This is a genomic window from Aequorivita antarctica (genome assembly GCF_007997155.1).
Lineage (GTDB): Bacteria > Bacteroidota > Bacteroidia > Flavobacteriales > Flavobacteriaceae > Aequorivita > Aequorivita antarctica.
Genome location: NZ_VORT01000002.1, coordinates 15,288 through 30,514, shown reverse-complemented (window position 1 = coordinate 30,514; position 15,227 = coordinate 15,288). Strand labels below are relative to the sequence as shown.

Here is a 15,227-nt window from a genome sequence, read left to right as displayed (position 1 = left end):
GAAAGGCCTTATTCTTTATTACAACTTCCTATACGAACGGAATCTATTAAATTAAAAATTTTCCAACTTTCATCGGTATAGATTAATGTGAAAGAATTTGCACCACAATGACTGAATTTTCCATCCGTATAGAATTCATAGGAAGTCCAAACATGGGCTACGTTTCCATCGCTATTAACAACATAATCCGTCAGCTTTTCATCCCATTCTTGGTTTTGTCCAGATGTAGCCGCGTATTTTAAAAAATCAGATGGTTTTATATAAATCAACACATTTTGCTGCTCTTTGTTAAGATAAGCCCTCTGCATTGTCATATTGGGATGCATTACAGATTTCATCTTTAAGGTATCTCCAGCTTTATAACCATTCATAAAAATATCAACAATTATTTTTCCATTTGCCGTGGAAAGTGATTCTTGAGAAAAACAAATGGTACATATAAAAAATGAAAAAAGTAATAAAGCAGATTTCATATTCAAAAATTTAAGTGGTTACTACTCAAAAATAGTATTTTTACACTCTAATATATATATATTTTAGAAATATGTCAACAGCCAAAAAAGAATACAAGCGTATTACCACAAAGACGTTGGTAGATATGAAAAAGAAAGGTGAAAAAATTTCGATGCTTACGGCATACGATTTTACAATGGCCAAGATTGTGGATAGTGCAGGGATAGATGTTATTCTGGTAGGCGATTCGGCTTCAAATGTAATGGCGGGTCACGAAACTACATTACCTATTACTTTGGATCAAATGATTTACCATGCAGCTTCGGTGGTTCGAGGAATTGAGCGCAGTTTGGTAGTTGTGGATTTACCTTTCGGAAGCTATCAAAGCGATCCAAAGGAAGCATTGCGTTCTGCTATTAGGATCATGAAAGAAAGTGGCGGGCACGCTGTAAAGCTTGAAGGCGGAAAGGAAGTAAAAGAATCCATAAAACGAATTCTGAACGCGGGAATTCCCGTGATGGGCCACTTAGGTTTAACACCACAATCCATTTATAAATTCGGAACCTATACTGTTCGCGCGAAAGAGGAAGAAGAAGCTGAAAAATTGATTGAAGATGCTATCTTGCTTGAAAAAACGGGCTGTTTTGCAGTGGTTTTGGAAAAAGTTCCCGCTAAGTTGGCCAAAGAAGTTGCCGAAAAAATAAGTATTCCCGTAATTGGCATCGGTGCTGGAAATGGTGTTGATGGTCAAGTTTTGGTAACGCACGATATGCTTGGCATGACTCACGAGTTCAATCCACGTTTTCTCAGAAGGTATTTAGATTTATATACCGATATGAAAAATGCTTTCAGCCAATACAGCACTGACGTGAAAAGTGGTGATTTTCCGAATGACAGCGAGCAATATTAGTTGCGAAGATTGTTAGATTATTGGATTTTCAGATAATTAGAAAAATTTTAAAATTCATCAATCTAAAATTCCAAAAATCCAACCATCTAAAAACCCAACCATCCAAAAATCCAATATACATAGCACCAAAGACAATCTTCAAGTTCTGTTTGAAGACAACCATTTAATTGTGGTCAACAAACGCCCAGGCGATATTGTGCAAGGCGACAAAACGGGCGATGCTCCACTTTCAGAAGTAGTAAAGGAATATATTGGTGAAAAATACGATAAGCCGGGAGCTGTTTTTCTTGGCGTAGTTCACAGATTGGATCGTCCCACGAGTGGGATTGTGGTTTTTGCAAGAACTTCAAAAGCCTTAACTCGTTTGAACAAAATGTTTTCCGAAAGAGAAACCGAAAAAATATATTGGGCAGTTGTAAAAAACCATCCACCCAAACCGGAAGATACTTTAATACATTATTTAAAAAGAAATCCGAAGCAAAACAAATCTTACGCCCACATCAAAGAAGTACCAGACAGTAAAAAAGCGATACTCCATTATAAAATTCTGAAAAAATTAGATAATTATTATCTATTGGAAGTGGTTCTTGAAACTGGAAGGCATCATCAAATACGGTCTCAACTTTCGGCTATTGGTTGTCCGATAAAAGGAGATTTGAAATATGGTTTTGATCGAAGCAACCCAGACGGCAGCATTCATCTTCACGCAAAAAAGTTAACGTTAATCCATCCGGTCCAAAAAGAAGAGATTACTATTGAAGCACCAACGCCCGAAGATTCTATCTGGAATGCGTGCAATTAAAGCTTTATCAAATTTTTCTTCAAAGCAAAAATCACTAGTCCTACCCTATTTTTAATTTTAAGTCGGTTGAAAAGATCATGTCTGTAGCCATCAATAGTTTTAGGGCTCAGATTCATTATTTCTGCAATTTCTTTGTAGGTCATCTCAGAACACGCCAATTGGATGAAGGTGAGTTCATTTTCTTTAAAATCCAGTAGCGCCGACTCTTCATCAGGATTTAAGGAATGTAAAAGAGTTTCGGAAACTTTTTCAGAATGGTAATATCCTTTATCCATCAATTCTTCTAGGGCAGTGTTCAAGATTTCTGGATGAATGTCCTTCAGTAGATATCCTTTTACACCTTTGCGCAACATTCGGAGTATGGTCTGTTCATCATCTTCCATAGAAAGTGCGAGAGTTTTTATTCTAGGATGATTTTGCATTAACCATTCAGCTGTTTCAAAACCATCCATTACTGGCATATTGATATCGAGCAAAATAATGTCGGGCAAATCATTTCCGTTTTCAATGCGCTCCTGCAATTCCACACCATTCTTTGCATGAAAAAGCACCGTGAAATTGGGAAAAGAATTGATAAGTTTTTCCAAAGAACCGGCAAAAAGAGAGTGATCGTCAACTATAGCTACAGTATGTTTTTTTTCTTTGGTCATTATATGCTTTTATAGGGATATTTTATAAATAACCTTGTACCCTTTCCTATCTCCGAAACAATAGAAAATTCAGCGTTCAGTAGCTCAGCACGACTATTCATTGTTTCCATTCCGGAACTGTCTGTTTTCTTTGAGGTATTGAAACCAACTCCATCATCTTTGGCTGATATTTCAAGTGTTTTATCTTTATAATCTAAATGTACGAATAATTTTGAAGCCTTTGCGTGTTTGATAACGTTTGAAAGGAATTCCTGGATGATACGAAAGATAATGATTTCGCTAGCATTGTTCAATGGTACTATATCTCCGGAGATTTCCAAGGAAGCTTTCAAATAGTCCAAACGGTTAAATCGGTCAAGTTCCACTTGTAGTGATTTTATTAGCCCATTTTTCAGGACTACATCGTTATTGAGTACTTTAGAAAGCGATCGTATTTCCTGCACGGTTTCTTGTACCACACCCTTTGTTTCCTTTATTTGGTTATGATACGTTTCTGGGACTGAATTCATCAATACATTCAATTGAATATTGATAACAGATAGCAACTGCCCCACATTGTCATGTAATTCCCAAGCAATATTTTTAAGGGTTTGTTCTTGTATTTCAATTTGCGAATTGGCAAGTTCTCTTTGGTAGCGTTTCTCAGCTTCATATTGTTCTTTGAGAAATTTATTTTTTTTTCGCTGAAAGACTATTACAAAAACTATAGCAAAGACCGTAAAAAACAGTAGTACTGCAATAAAGTAAACTATTAAAAGTTTTTCTTGGGGGAGTAAGGGTCCTTTTTCCGTAAGCATATTAAAAATCCAGCAATGTAAATAGAATATAACAAATAGTTGGCACTAAAGATAATTAGCTTGTATAAGCTAACAAAACTTGGGTCTACAGAATTACTGAAATAAATACTATAAATAAATATAGGCGTAGTGCAAAGGTGAAAAAGCAATGCGCCCACAGATATATAGAATGGCAAGGTTTTTTGTACTTGCAGAATTTGGTCGCTTTTCAGTAATTCTAAATAGTAAAAAGAGATGCTCAAGAAAACGAACAATGTTCCAATAACATTGGAAATGGGCATAAACCTTATAAAAAAGCCTTCAGAAAAAATAATTTCCAAAATGCTCACTACAAACACTATGACCGAAACACTGTTAAGAATGCTTATTGACCTTTTGGCTGACAAATACCATTTAAAATAATTTATATAGAATAAATAGCTTATTATGGAATACATATTTCCCCACCAGTAATTCATTTCCAATCGAGTGCCTTTTAAAAAATGTAAAAATCCGCTTTCGACAAAATAAGTATACCAACTAAAAAGTTCGGAAAACACAGTTATACCTAAAAACCAAACCAGATATAATGTAGGTTTGGTTTTATTTTTCTGATAATAAAATATTCCGGTAAGAAATGCTAAAATTTCAAAAAAGTTTATAAGTAGCCCTGCTATCACTGAATTAATAATTTTTTGGGGGAAACCCAGTTATTCCTTTATTCAAAGGCTCCAAATTATAATTGTTAGGTGATCCTGCAGTTATTCCACTGGTTGGCGCCAAAAAAACTGTTGCTTTATCTGAAGTAGCATTGTCGTAAGCCGCAAAATAAATGCGAACGCCCGGCTGTGGGCCTATACCAGATCCAGAACTTATATAATCTAAAAACTGCTGAAGTTCAGCAACGCTGAATAAAAACTCGCGGGTGTCGGCAGAGCCCATGGCGCGTTCAATATCCACGGCACGTGTTGCTACCCAGTTATCTTGCAATTGCCTTGCTTCGGCTACGGTAATACAGTTTGATGGTTTTGACATAATTGAAATTGATTTAATTGGTTTATAGGAACGAATGTAGTAAAAACAATCAAAACGCCATTTTTTGAAGTCAACAAATAGGAAAAATCCCTTTAAAAAAAAGGGTTTTTCCTATGCCTTTGTAAGGGTTTTCTCTACATAGAAAAAAGTAAAAAAGCCTATTCTAATTCAATTAAAGCACTGTCTTAAAACAGATAATCACGTAAAATATTTATCTATATGTTTTAAAAAAAAATTAGCTCCAAATTGTAATTAGCGTAGAAAACTGTTCTTGTTCAAAAATTATTTTCCGTGCAATATATTCAGTGCATAAATAGCGAAACTGCCCAGCCAATGACCACCTTCGTAGCTATCGCCTACAAGATTTGGATATGAATATGCCACGTGTTCATTGGCAAGATTCAGAAGGTGTTTATATTTAGGGTATTGTTTCGCCAAGCCATAAAAAACCCAAGCTCGGCTGAAGTTCAATCCATCCAAATGCACAAGTTTGCCATCGGTGCGGTCGCTCACCTCCCCTACTTTTAAATGATAGTATTCATCAGCAAGCTGTGGCAAAAAAACATCCATCCATGCCGTGAATTCTTGCGAAGAAAGCACCCGGCGCATAACATCCACTTCTTCCAAACAGGGCGAAAGAAAATCATAGCCACTGGGTTCCCAAGTTATCGGGCAGTTTTCATCATTGAAATAGAAATCGCGAGCACGCTTTTCTATGAGTTGTTTCAGTTCCAAATCTTTCAGCGTTTCTGCATAATCATATGCAAATGTTAATCCAAAAGCAGTATTGGTGTGCTCTCCAACACGGATTGGGTAATTCAGTTTTGGTAGGAATTCTTTATACCGAAGCACAATAATATCAGCCAACGGTTTTAGGTTTTGTTCCAGTTCTTTTGCCATTGGGTCGTCCCAACTGTGAAGTTCTTCGGAAAGTTTTAAAAGCCACGCCCAGCCATACGTTCTTTCAAAAGATTTATTGATGGACTTTTCAAAATATTTAACTTCAGTAGCCACATTTTCAGCTGTGATTTTTTCTTTCAGCAATTTTCTTACTTCATCAGCTTTGTCTATTTCTGGGAATTGCTTTAGTAACGAAACCATAGACCAATACCCATGCACAGCGCTGTGCCAGTCAAAACAGCCGTAGAATATAGGATGGACGGCAGTTGGCTCCACCAAATCTGCTTTGCTTTCCAAAGTTTCACCAGGCTTGTACGGATATTCTGTACCTACGCAATGCAAGGGAAGTTCTATAAGTTTATTGGCTTCGGCCAAAGTGAATATGGGCTCAGGAAACTTTTGAACAGCTATAACTTGGTCTTTGGTAATCTCAGAAATATCGGATTTTTTGTCTTTACAACTGAAAAGAAGGGGTGTAAAGAAAAAAAGCAGAAAAAATTTATTCATAGCACTGAAAATTTCAAATAAAGATAAAATATAAAACCACGAATACACGAATTAAAAAAGTATTCGTGCATTCGTGGTAAATTTATTCCTAATCGGAATTTTTACAATTTTACATCCTCAAGTTTCACTTCTTCTCCATTTTTATCAAGAAGCTTTACTTCATCAAAGCCCATATTTTTGAACTGTGCATATTGGGTTGCGGCATCACCAACCACCAAATAGGCCATTTTGGAAGCATCCAAATATTTATTGGCCAACGCTTTGTGCTGCTCCAATGTCATATTATTGATTGTGGCTTCTTCTTTTTCAATATAATTTGCTGGAAGATTATACTCATTGATATCCTGCAACATTCCCAGAAGTGAACCTTGTGTTTCAAAACGTCGTGCATTTGATTTTATAAGTGCATTTTTCGTAAACTCAAGATCTTCTGGCGAAATTCCTTCTTTGTATTTTGAAATTTCATCTTTAAAAATCTGGACAGATTCACCAGTCGTGTTTGTTCTTACACTTGACGAAGCAGTAAACGTCCCCGGAATTTTACTTCCACTGAAACCGGTGCGAGCACCATAAGTATATCCTTTTTCTTCACGTAGAATTAAATTTACATTTCCAGAAAAAGAACCGCCCAATTTATAGTTCATTACTTCTGCTGGATAAAAATCTGCATCGGTTCGCGGTAACCCAATATAGCCAATGCTGATAACAGATTGTTTGGCATTTGGGATATCCACGAAGTAAAGCGAAGCCTTATCGCGATTGTTGGCTACAGGATAATCTGGTATATTAACTTCTTTGGCAGCCCAACGCTCTTCCAAACCTTTTAAATCCTTTAAAACAGCGTCTTTGTCAATTTTTCCAACAACTTGAAAGGTGCTTATTGAAGGTGAAAAATTCTTGTTGTAGTATTCCTTCAAATCATTCATTGTTATACTTCTTACAGATTCCACGGTACCCACAGTTGGATAGCTAAAAATATGGTCATCACCGTAAAGAACTTTATTGTATACCCGATTTGCCACAGTGTTTGGGTTGGCATCGGATCGTTCAATCTGGTTAATTGTTTTGGTTTTTATACGTCCAAGCTCTTCTTCGTCCCAACGAGGATCCAAAAGGATTTCGGTTACTAAATCCATCGTTTTATCGAAATTGCGTGTTAGTGTGTTTCCACGAATTACGATAGACTCATCTGTAGTGTACATTCTGATGCTGGCACCCAAAAGATCTATTTCCTCTTCCAATTCTTCGGGAGTTTTATTGGCAGTTCCTTCCATCAAGATGTCGCTCATTAAATTTGCTACACCGTTCTTTTTCATGTCATCAAGTAAATGACCACCTTCAACCACCAAGCTGAAGTTTACGGTTGGAATCTCGTTTTGCTCAATTCCTAATACTTTTATACCATTTTCCAAGTTAGCAGTCCACATTTCAGGGATGGAAAGTTCTGGAGAAACACCTTGGGTTGGCGGTATAGAACGGTCAAAGTTTGAAGGAGTTTTTGCTATTTCAGTGTTTGTTTCTTCAACTGTTTTACTTACATTTTCTTTAATTTCTTCCTCTACAATATTTGCTTTTTCAGAATTTTCTGTAATAAGCTCCAGCTGTCCTTTAGGAACAAAACTGGTCATTACATAAGGTTTATCTTTAATGTATTTGTTATAAACCCGCATCACATCTTCTTTTGTGACTTTTTTGATGTTTTCGATATCTTTGGTTATAAAACCAGGATCGTTAGTAAATACATTGTATTGCGCCAATTGAAAGGACTTACCTAAAACACTGCTGATTCCATTGTAAAATTGCGTTTCCAAGCCAGCTTTAATTCTTTCAATATCACGATCTGTAACTCCATCTTTTTCAAAAAGAACAAAGGCTTCATTTATCCCGCTTTCAACAGAATCTAAATCAACGCCATTATTTGCGGTTATAGAAATTTGAAAATCTCCGGCCAATTCATTTGAACTATTATAGGCTGTTGTTCTAGCAGTTAAATCTTTTTCTTTTACCAATACTTTATAAAGCGGTGCCTTTTTCCCTTGAGAAAGAATTTCCCCCAAAAAGTCCAGTGCATAAGCATCTTCAGTGTATTGTTCTAGAGTTGGCCAAACCATATTCAATTGTGGGGCAGTTGCAAAATTGTCTTCATGATAAAGCCTTTTGGTTTCAGCCAATGTTACAGGTTGTGCCTTTAACGGTTCCACTTCTTGGCGGCGTTTAATTTCACCAAAATATTTTTCTATCATTTTTTTGGCTTCGGCTGTGTCAAAATCACCTGCCAAAACTAAAGTAGCATTATTAGGGCCGTAAAATCTATCGTAAAACTCTTTTACGTCCTCCACGGTTGCATTTTGAAGATCCTCCAATTCGCCGATTACTTGCCAATTATATGGATGGCCCTCTGGATACAGATTTTTGTCTATCACCCAACTTGTATGTCCGTAAGGATTGTTGTCTACACGCTGGCGCTTTTCATTTTGAACCACTTCCTGTTGATTTTCAAAAGCAGCTTCGGTTACGGTGTTTATCAAATAACCCATTCGGTCGCTTTCAAGCCACATTACAATTTCCATTGCGTTTTTTGGAACAATTTCATAATAAACGGTTCCGTCTTTCCAAGTTCCTCCGTTAAGTGTTCCTCCGGCATCTTGGATTGTTTTGAAGAATTGATCCTGTGGTACGTTTTCAGACTCCTGAAAAAGCATGTGTTCAAACAAGTGAGCAAACCCTGTTCGTCCTGTTTTTTCACGATTGGAACCTACGCCGTACTGTATGGCGAGTGAAACAATTGGGTCGCTTTTGTCCTGGTGAAGAATTACATCGAGCCCGTTTTCAAGCTCGTATTTTTCGAATTCCACCGAAAGTTTAGCATTATCATCTGTAGTAGCTTCTTGGTTCGTTTTACAAGAAAAAACGATTAGCGAGGTCAAAGCGAAGACTAAAACACTAGTTTTTAAAGAATTTTTAAACATAATTAATGATTTTTTTTAGAAAGTTTTAAAGATACTATCCGAAGTAGCTTTTACTCTTAAAAAAAAGTTAAAACGAGGCTGATATTTTTCAGAATGATATTCTACCCAAACCACCCACTCCTATCCAAACTTCTATATTGGATTGCTTCGGAAATATGGTTGCCATTAATTTCTTCGGAAGCTTCCAAATCGGCAATGGTTCTTGCAACTTTTAAAATTCGGTCATAAGCACGCGCAGAAAGATTCAAACGTTCCATCGCCGTTTTTAAAAGTTGAAGTGAAGTTTCATCCAGCTTGCAAAATTGGCGAATTTGTTTCACACCCATTTGGGCGTTGTAGTGTATGTTTTCAAATTCTGAAAATCTTTCTGATTGAAGTTTCCTAGCATTAGTAACCCGTTTACGGATAATAATACTAGACTCTCCGCGGCGTTCGTCGCTTAATTTTTCAAAAGGTACTGGGGTTACTTCTATGTGAATATCAATCCTGTCTAATAAAGGTCCTGAAATTTTACTCAAATAACGCTGCATTTCAGCAGGCGATGACATTACAGGCGCATCAGGATCGTTGAAATAGCCACCGGGACTTGGGTTCATACTTGCAACCAACATAAAACTGGATGGATAGGTAACTGTAAATTTTGCACGCGAAATGGTTACATCACGATCTTCAAGCGGTTGGCGCATCACTTCCAAGACACCGCGTTTAAATTCGGGCAGTTCATCTAAAAATAAAACGCCGTTGTGCGCCAAACTTATTTCGCCCGGCTGAGGATATTGTCCGCCGCCCACCAAAGCAACATCACTTATTGTGTGGTGTGGGCTTCGGAAAGGCCGCGAAGTCATAATTCCGCCTTTTTCCATGGTACGCCCTGCAACACTGTGGATTTTTGTGGTTTCCAAACTTTCTTGCAAGGTCATCGGAGGCAAAATGCTTGGCAAACGCTTTGCAAGCATTGTTTTTCCTGAACCAGGCGGGCCAATTAAAATAATGTTATGACCGCCTGCTGCGGCAATTTCCATGCAACGTTTTATAGACTCCTGCCCTTTTACATCTGCAAAATCGAATTCGGGATGTTCTAGGTGGTCATAGAATTCCGCTTCCATATCCACTAAGGTTTTTTCTAGTGGTATATTTTCATTGAAAAAATCGATTACTTCTTTTATGTTCTCTATTCCAAAAACTTCTATTCCTTCAACAATAGCTGCTTCTTTTGCATTTTGCTTCGGAAGAATAAACCCTTTAAAGCCTTCTTCTTTCGCTTTTAAGGAAATGGGCAACGCGCCTCTTATGGGCTGTAAGTTCCCATCGAGTGAAAGTTCACCCATAATGATGTACTCCGAAAGTGGATTTCGCTCTTCAATTTGTTCCGTAGCAATGAGGATTCCCATAGCCAACGTAAGATCATAGGCAGAGCCTTCTTTCCGAAGGTCAGCTGGTGACATATTGAGAATTAATTTCTTTCCAGGAATTTTGTAACCGTTGTTTTGTAGCGCGGCGGCTATACGAAAATTGCTTTCACGAATGGCATTATCGGGCAGGCCAACCAAATGGTACCCTACCCCTTTATCAACATTTACTTCAACTGTAATTGTTGTGGCCTCAACGCCAAAGACGGCGCTTCCATAAACTTTTGTGAGCATAATTCATTAAGTATAAACGGGGAGTTTACAAATGTAAGATACTAAAAAAGTTTGAAAGTTTCGAGATTGTGGTTTGCTGTTTATTGTTGATTTTTTAGAAAAAATCTTAAAAGATTTGCTGTGGAAGGATTTCCAATCTTCGCGGGCTTCTTATTATCAATGGCACTTAAAGTTTCTTCGGCAACCGTTTTACCAAGCTCTACACCCCATTGGTCGTAACTGAAAATATTCCAAATAATACCTTGGACAAAAAGTTTGTGCTCATACATTGCAATCAGACTTCCGAGGTTTTTGGGGGTCAGCCTTTTTATGAGTATAGTATTGGTTGGTTTGTTGCCATCAAAATATTTGAATGGATTCTCAACATTTTTGTTGTATGTTCCTTCCCACAAAGCCTCAGTTTGGGCGAAAAAGTTTGCCATCAGGATATTGTCATTTTTAACGTTGCCGTGCAAGGATTCCGAAAAACCTATAAAATCAGTAGGGATGAGTTTTGTACCTTGATGCAAATGCTGAAAAAAAGCGTGTTGCGAATTACTACCCACATTTCCCCAAACTATAGTTCCAGTTTGGTAATTTATCCTTTCGCCATTTCTGTCCACGCTTTTTCCATTGCTCTCCATTACGGCTTGCTGAAGGTAGGGAACAAGTTTATTGAGATATTGTGAATACGCAACAACTGATTCACTTTCAGCTTGAAAAAAGTTGTTGTACCAAATTGAAATTAAAGCAAGTTTGACAGGAATATTTTCGTCAAAATTTTCATTTTTAAAGTGATTGTCCATTTCAAAAGCGCCTTTCAGCATTGCTTCAAAATTCTTAAAACCTATGGCGCAGCAAATGGAAAGACCCACTGAGCTCCAAAGTGAAAATCTACCGCCAACCCAATCTTGCATCGGGAAAATATTTTCTTCGGAAATACCAAAATCTTTTGCGCCCTCAACATTGGCCGAAACAGCTACAAAATGTTTTTGAATGTCCTCATCACTTCCTTTTTCCAAGAACCAATCTTTTATAAACGAAGCATTTGCAATGGTTTCCTGTGTGGTGAAACTCTTGGAAACTATAATGAAAAGTGTTGTTTCGGGATTTAAATTTTTGAGTTTTTCAGCTACCCCATCGCCATCAATATTTGCTATGAAGTGCGTTTTTAAATGATTTTTATAAAACAAAAGGGCTTCCGCAACCATTTCTGGTCCCAAATGACTGCCACCGATGCCAATGTTAACTAAATCTGTAATCGCTTTACCTGTGAAACCTTTGTGGGCACCACTAATCACTTCTCCTGAAAAATGTTGCATTTTTTGAAGTGTGTCCTTCACTTCTGGCTTCATATGCTCAAAATCGCGCAGGGCAGTGTGCAGTACGGCTCGATCTTCAGTTTGATTTATTTTTTTTCCTGAAAATTGTTTTCCGATTGCTTCCTTCAACTTTAATTCCTCAGCGAGCTTTAATAAAAGTGAAAGGGTTTCGTCTGTAATTCTATTCTTAGAATAATCTATATAGAAATCCTGCCATTCAATCTTAAAACGAATTGCTCGGTTGGCATCCTTTTCAAAAACATCCTGCATTTGTTGCTCTTTGATTTCTTGAAAATGTTTTTCAAGAGCTATCCAAGATTCTGTTTTTGTAGGGTTTACGGAGTGTAAAGACATTTAGGAGTTATTATTTAGGCCTCGATTGCACTCGACCATACATTATAGTTTATTTGTTTCTGTAATACTCAATTAAGCCATCGATGGGACGTTGAACGATATTTCCAAGTTCAAGATTGTGTTCTTTAAAACATTCTTTTATTATTTCTTCTGAAAAATGTGCTATGGAACCAATAAAATGAACGGGGACTTCGTGTGCTTTTTCATAACAAAGAATTCGACATTCTATAAAATTTGAAATGCCTTCTTTAATGAGCGTGTAAAAGTATGGGTTTATTTCTTTCTGTGTAAAAATGAATTGTGCAAATGATGCCAAATATGCATTCGGGTTCGGTTTTTTGTAAAGATTCATCTTTATTTCGTCAGCTTCCAAATTAAATCGCTTTTCAAATTCTGAAGCTATTTTCAAAGGCATTCTGTTGTAAAAAAAATCGCGGATCAATCTTTTTCCAAAATAGTTTCCGCTGGCCTCGTCCATCAAAATATAGCCTAAAGCTGGAATTGGCGCTTGTATTTCAGTTCCGTCAAAATAGCAACTATTGCTTCCCGTACCTAAAATACAAACTATTCCTGGTTTAGTAGTCGCGGCAAAAACAGCGGCCGACATATCTTCGGAAACGTTAACTTTCGCATTTATAAATAATTCTTCCAACACTTCCTTTAAAATACTTCTTGGTGTTGTAGTACCACAACCCGCACCATAAAAATCAAGTATTTCAGTGTTTTCGAATACATCTTTCAAAACTTCATTTGAAGAAATGCGAAGTAGTAATTCTTCTTTTGGAACAACTGTGGGATTCAACCCTAAAGTAACAGTTTTAAAGACGACTTTGCCAGAATGATCCAGCAATACCCAATCACATTTTGTAGAACCGCCATCGGTTATTAGGGTCATAATTTATAGAGTTGCAACGTGAGCGGCCAAATCTACCAATTTTGCGGAGTAGCCGTATTCGTTATCGTACCAGGCCACTAACTTAAAGAAATTATCGTTAAGTGCAATACCAGCGTTGGCGTCAAAAGTACAAATATGTGGGTCGGACACAAAATCTTGCGAAACTACTTCATCCTCTGTATAATTCACAATTCCGTGGTAATCATTTTCAGAAGCTTTTTTGAAAAGCGCTTTTATTTCTTCGTAAGTCGTTGGTTTTTCTGTGCGAACAGTTAAATCTACCACAGAGACGTCTGTAGTTGGTACACGGAATGCCATTCCAGTTAGTTTCCCTTTTAATTCAGGAAGAACTTTGGTAACAGCAACTGCGGCGCCAGTAGTTGTTGGAATAATATTGCTCAGTGCGCTTCTGCCCATACGATAGTTTTTCCTTGAAGGTTGGTCCACCGTGGACTGCGAGGCCGTTACGGAATGAATCGTGGTCATCAATGCTTCAACAATACCGTATTCGTCGTTGATTATTTTTGTCATTGGTGCAAGACAGTTGGTGGTGCAGGAGGCGTTCGAGATTATTGTATCTGTTGCCTTTACTTTTTTATGATTCACGCCCATAACAAACATTGGTGCCGTTTTGGATGGCGCTGAAAGAATTACTTTATTGGCACCAGCCTTTAGGTGCGCCGATGCTGAATCAACTTCCTTGAAAACTCCAGTGCAATCAATTATGATTGTTGCGTCAACTTTATCCCATTTTAAATTTTCTGGATTTTTTTCGGCAGTAACCCTTATTTTTTTTCCGTTAACAATTAAATTTCCTTCCTTCACTTCAATGGTACCAGGATATTTTCCGTAAACGGAATCATATTTCAATAAATATGCGAGATGATCTACTTCTAGTAAATCGTTTACTGCAACTATTTCAATATCATTTCTTTGGGATGCTATTCTAAATGCTATACGCCCTATTCGGCCAAAGCCGTTGATTCCTATTTTAGTTTTCATTCCTGAATTTTTCTGTTTTTTTTTATATTGAAATGATATCTGCAACGCGTATCAATTCTTCGTCAATTTCATTGCTTCCTTTTATTGCTTCGGAAAAAGGTACCGAGGTTACCCTATTGTGAACAATACCAATCATTATGTTTGTTTCGCCTCGCAAAAGTGCATCTACCGCCCCAACCCCCAAACGACTAGCAAGCACCCGGTCATAACAACTGGGAGACCCACCGCGCTGAATATGGCCGAGTACAGTAACTCTTACTTCGTATTCTTTCAAGTTTTCTTCAATATATTCCGCAAGGCCAAAAATATTTTTTCCTATTTGGTCGCCTTCGCAAACTACAACGATACTGGAAGTTTTTCCAGATTTTTTACTTCGGCTTAATGATTCCAGCAAACGTTCGCGGCCCAGGTTTTGCTCGGGAATTAAAATTTCCTCTGCGCCTGCGGCAATGCCTGCATTCAAAGCTATATCGCCTGCATCTCGCCCCATTACTTCCACCAAAAAAAGACGATTGTGTGAATTTGCGGTGTCTCGAATTTTATCAATCGCTTCAACAGCAGTATTCAAAGCAGTGTCATAGCCTATGGTATAATCGGTTCCGTTAATATCATTGTCAATAGTTCCCGGAATGCCAACAATGGGAAAATTGAATTCTTTTATAAATACCGAAGCTCCTGCAAATGTTCCGTCGCCACCAATAACAACTAAGGCATCGATGTTTTCATTCTGCAGGTTATTGAAAGCCTTTTTTCTCCCTTCAAAAGTCAAGAAATCTTTAGACCTAGCCGATTTAAGAAAAGTACCGCCACGATTGATTATGTTTTTTACAGAACGTGCATTCAGATCTTCAAAATCTCCTTCTATCAAACCTTGTAAGCCACGGTATACCCCAACACATTCAAGATTATAATACGTGCAAGATCTAACTACCGCACGGATTGCAGCGTTCATTCCAGGGGCATCTCCCCCGCTAGTTAGAACCCCAATTTTTTTTGGTATTTTCATAAATGGAAAGTTACTATTATTGTT

The 15,227-nt window shown here is 37.5% G+C and carries 14 protein-coding genes; 3 read left to right on the top strand and 11 right to left on the bottom strand.

The genetic code is table 11. The features are described 5' to 3' along the window. Positions 1-8: 8 nt before the first annotated feature. Positions 9-473: a hypothetical protein gene (locus ESU54_RS02705; protein WP_111845553.1), complete on the bottom strand. Its 465-nt coding sequence runs from the start codon at positions 471-473 to the stop codon at positions 9-11. A gap of 71 nt (positions 474-544) precedes the next feature. Between ESU54_RS02705 and panB the strand changes: the two genes are divergently transcribed. Further along, the gene (panB, locus tag ESU54_RS02700) at positions 545-1,363 is read left to right on the top strand and encodes a 3-methyl-2-oxobutanoate hydroxymethyltransferase (RefSeq protein ID WP_111845554.1); all 819 of its coding nucleotides are present in this window, start codon (positions 545-547) and stop codon (positions 1,361-1,363) included. A 166-nt stretch (positions 1,364-1,529) separates the two neighbouring features. Beyond that, a complete protein-coding gene (locus ESU54_RS02695) occupies positions 1,530-2,165 on the top strand; it encodes an RluA family pseudouridine synthase (protein WP_394348862.1) in 636 nt (211 codons plus the stop codon). On the opposite strand, the gene ESU54_RS02690 is transcribed toward ESU54_RS02695, so the two are convergent. Continuing rightward, positions 2,162-2,815, bottom strand: coding sequence for a response regulator transcription factor (locus ESU54_RS02690; RefSeq protein WP_111845556.1), 654 nt, complete (start codon positions 2,813-2,815; stop codon positions 2,162-2,164). The two genes, ESU54_RS02695 and ESU54_RS02690, sit on opposite strands and share 4 nt — an antisense overlap. Further along, a complete protein-coding gene (locus ESU54_RS02685; protein WP_111845557.1) occupies positions 2,815-3,612 on the bottom strand; it encodes a sensor histidine kinase in 798 nt (265 codons plus the stop codon). Before ESU54_RS02685 ends, ESU54_RS02690 begins: the two co-directional genes overlap by 1 nt. A 234-nt stretch (positions 3,613-3,846) precedes the next feature. On the opposite strand from ESU54_RS02685, the gene ESU54_RS17750 reads away from it, so the two are divergent. After that, positions 3,847-4,014 carry a hypothetical protein gene (locus ESU54_RS17750; RefSeq protein WP_160113301.1) on the top strand — a complete coding sequence of 56 codons (168 nt, stop codon included), beginning with the start codon at positions 3,847-3,849 and terminating at the stop codon, positions 4,012-4,014. A 261-nt stretch (positions 4,015-4,275) separates the two neighbouring features. Here ESU54_RS17750 and ESU54_RS02680 read toward each other — a convergent pair whose 3' ends face one another. From ESU54_RS02680 to pfkA, 8 genes are all read right to left on the bottom strand, one after another. Then, a complete protein-coding gene (locus ESU54_RS02680) occupies positions 4,276-4,626 on the bottom strand; it encodes a hypothetical protein (RefSeq protein WP_111845559.1) in 351 nt (116 codons plus the stop codon). A gap of 282 nt (positions 4,627-4,908) precedes the next feature. Next, entirely contained in the window at positions 4,909-6,033 is a 1,125-nt protein-coding gene (locus ESU54_RS02675) for a DUF2891 domain-containing protein (protein WP_111845560.1), read from the bottom strand. Positions 6,034-6,134: 101 nt separating this feature from the next. Further along, entirely contained in the window at positions 6,135-9,002 is a 2,868-nt protein-coding gene (locus ESU54_RS02670) for a M16 family metallopeptidase (protein ID WP_111845561.1), read from the bottom strand. Positions 9,003-9,103: 101 nt separating this feature from the next. Beyond that, a complete protein-coding gene (locus tag ESU54_RS02665) occupies positions 9,104-10,645 on the bottom strand; it encodes a YifB family Mg chelatase-like AAA ATPase (protein ID WP_111845562.1) in 1,542 nt (513 codons plus the stop codon). Positions 10,646-10,725: 80 nt separating this feature from the next. Beyond that, the gene (gene pgi / locus ESU54_RS02660) at positions 10,726-12,300 is read right to left on the bottom strand and encodes a glucose-6-phosphate isomerase (RefSeq protein WP_146848075.1); all 1,575 of its coding nucleotides are present in this window, start codon (positions 12,298-12,300) and stop codon (positions 10,726-10,728) included. 49 nt (positions 12,301-12,349) lie between these two features. Further along, positions 12,350-13,195, bottom strand: coding sequence for an N-acetylglucosamine kinase (locus tag ESU54_RS02655; RefSeq protein WP_111845564.1), 846 nt, complete (start codon positions 13,193-13,195; stop codon positions 12,350-12,352). Positions 13,196-13,198: 3 nt separating this feature from the next. Beyond that, positions 13,199-14,197, bottom strand: coding sequence for a type I glyceraldehyde-3-phosphate dehydrogenase (gap, locus tag ESU54_RS02650; protein ID WP_111845565.1), 999 nt, complete (start codon positions 14,195-14,197; stop codon positions 13,199-13,201). Between the two features lie 22 nt (positions 14,198-14,219). Beyond that, positions 14,220-15,203: a 6-phosphofructokinase gene (pfkA, locus tag ESU54_RS02645; RefSeq protein ID WP_111845566.1), complete on the bottom strand. Its 984-nt coding sequence runs from the start codon at positions 15,201-15,203 to the stop codon at positions 14,220-14,222. Between the last annotated feature and the right edge of the window lie 24 nt (positions 15,204-15,227).

Bases quoted from the DNA above. Each gene is read 5' to 3' on its own strand.
- ESU54_RS02675 (WP_111845560.1), bottom strand. From the start codon at position 6,033: ATGAATAAATTTTTTCTGCTTTTTTTCTTTACACCCCTTCTTTTCAGT.
- panB (WP_111845554.1), top strand. From the start codon at position 545: ATGTCAACAGCCAAAAAAGAATACAAGCGTATTACCACAAAGACGTTG.
- ESU54_RS17750 (WP_160113301.1), top strand. From the start codon at position 3,847: ATGCTCAAGAAAACGAACAATGTTCCAATAACATTGGAAATGGGCATA.
- pfkA (WP_111845566.1), bottom strand. From the start codon at position 15,203: ATGAAAATACCAAAAAAAATTGGGGTTCTAACTAGCGGGGGAGATGCC.
- gap (WP_111845565.1), bottom strand. From the start codon at position 14,197: ATGAAAACTAAAATAGGAATCAACGGCTTTGGCCGAATAGGGCGTATA.
- ESU54_RS02670 (WP_111845561.1), bottom strand. From the start codon at position 9,002: ATGTTTAAAAATTCTTTAAAAACTAGTGTTTTAGTCTTCGCTTTGACC.
- ESU54_RS02685 (WP_111845557.1), bottom strand. From the start codon at position 3,612: ATGCTTACGGAAAAAGGACCCTTACTCCCCCAAGAAAAACTTTTAATA.
- ESU54_RS02705 (WP_111845553.1), bottom strand. From the start codon at position 473: ATGAAATCTGCTTTATTACTTTTTTCATTTTTTATATGTACCATTTGT.
- ESU54_RS02665 (WP_111845562.1), bottom strand. From the start codon at position 10,645: ATGCTCACAAAAGTTTATGGAAGCGCCGTCTTTGGCGTTGAGGCCACA.
- ESU54_RS02690 (WP_111845556.1), bottom strand. From the start codon at position 2,815: ATGACCAAAGAAAAAAAACATACTGTAGCTATAGTTGACGATCACTCT.
- ESU54_RS02680 (WP_111845559.1), bottom strand. From the start codon at position 4,626: ATGTCAAAACCATCAAACTGTATTACCGTAGCCGAAGCAAGGCAATTG.
- ESU54_RS02655 (WP_111845564.1), bottom strand. From the start codon at position 13,195: ATGACCCTAATAACCGATGGCGGTTCTACAAAATGTGATTGGGTATTG.
- pgi (WP_146848075.1), bottom strand. From the start codon at position 12,300: ATGTCTTTACACTCCGTAAACCCTACAAAAACAGAATCTTGGATAGCT.